Source organism: Helicobacter trogontum (assembly GCF_000765905.2).
Classification (GTDB): Bacteria; Campylobacterota; Campylobacteria; order Campylobacterales; family Helicobacteraceae; genus Helicobacter_A; species Helicobacter_A trogontum.
In genome coordinates this window covers 1-1,486 of record NZ_JRPL02000083.1, presented here as the reverse complement: position 1 = coordinate 1,486, position 1,486 = coordinate 1, and the positions used below count along the sequence as shown (strand labels likewise).

Below are 1,486 nucleotides of genomic sequence, written 5' to 3'. Positions count from 1 at the left end.
CATAGCCATAAATTTCACTTTCATCATTATCAAACATTTGCGCAACATTTTTCATAGGCGTGATATTTTGTGGCAGATAATAAGTCTCAGAAAGACTATATCTCATTTCTTCATACGCTTTTGTGATATTTGTGTCTGTGAAGTTTTTTATTTCTATTTTTGCAAATAAACTACTATAACAAAACAATATAATCAATACATAACGCATCGCCTTTTCCTTTATTTTCCATTAAATGACCAATGTGGGTCATCTTTTAACAACTTATGGACTCCATAAGTTGCCCTAGTATCATAAAGATCACTGCGTTTAGGACCATTATTTCCTATTTTATCCTTAATTTTTATATTTTTTATCCAAATATCATCGCATCAATAGCTTTACCTAAAATATGATTTGATGTAGGGATACTTTATTTTATTCTATAAGCATTTTCCATATCTAGTATTTTTGCTCTTGAAATTTTCTCTGAATAATTACCGCTAGAATCTGTATGTATCCAATTTATTGGGATATTTTCTTTTTGTGTTTCTGTTTGGGCTTGTTAGGGAGTCATATTTTTTGAAATACTTATACGCCAAACATAGTGCATAAGCATAGCCCTTTTCTTGGATCTTCTAGTAGAAGTTACAATAACATTTGCACCAGAATTTCTCAAGACATTAACAAGGGAAATTACATTTTTTTTGAAATTATATTCTAAATCGTTTAGCATACTCCCCTTACTTTGTCCCCCTTTTTCTTTATACTCTTTTACCCATTCTTTACCACTTAAACGAAGATTGTTTCTTTCATACTCCACCTCTAGTTTTATTCTATTTGCAGCATATTTTCCTTGATATTCTAGCAATATATTTGCAAAATCACAGAATATATCATATATTAAAAGTTCTGTATTGATTATATTTTGTGTATTGTTGTTTGTAATAGTTCCTACTTTATTGTTGTTTTCATCATATATATCTAGATAATATATTTTTTGAGATAATGGGATAGGGGATATATTGTCTATTTGTATAAAATACTTTTTAGATTCAGTAAATTGCCTTTCTGGATTATTGAGGCTTAAGGGATGAAGTCCAAAGCTTTTCTCTCTTTTCACCTCTCCCCATTCTACTATCTGTAATTCTTTGCCATTGAATCTAAGCGATAGGGGAGGGTTGTAGTCTGCTTTGGTATGAGTGGGTGTTTGTTTATAGGCAAAGATAACTAAAGTATAATCTCCTTGTGTAAGATATTGGAGTTGTTGGGAGTAGTTGAGAGGATTATCTTTAGAGTTTGGTTGATTTGATAGTGTATTGCTGTGAGCTTGTTGTAAATATTCTTTAGGATTAAATGTTATTATATTTCCCTTATAAATATCATTTGGGAGTAGGTAGTAACTCATTTACTCCTCACAATCAAAACTTACTTGGCTTTCGTGTATTACACCATAGATTGCCTTGCTTGTATCGTTTGCCTCTTTTGGGATATAGGCTACTTTTAGCC

At 31.0% G+C, this 1,486-nt stretch carries 1 protein-coding gene and 1 pseudogene; both read right to left on the bottom strand.

The window, feature by feature from the left end:
- Positions 1 to 208, bottom strand: a pseudogene (locus LS81_RS10915) (hypothetical protein); the annotation flags it as partial.
- A 334-nt stretch (positions 209 to 542) separates the two neighbouring features.
- Positions 543 to 1,385 carry a hypothetical protein gene (locus tag LS81_RS12245; protein ID WP_237022245.1) on the bottom strand — a complete coding sequence of 281 codons (843 nt, stop codon included), beginning with the start codon at positions 1,383 to 1,385 and terminating at the stop codon, positions 543 to 545.
- Between the last annotated feature and the right edge of the window lie 101 nt (positions 1,386 to 1,486).

What these genes read in the sequence shown, in the direction of transcription:
- LS81_RS12245 (WP_237022245.1), bottom strand. Translation starts at nt 1,385, where the DNA reads ATGAGTTACTACCTACTCCCAAATGATATTTATAAGGGAAATATAATA.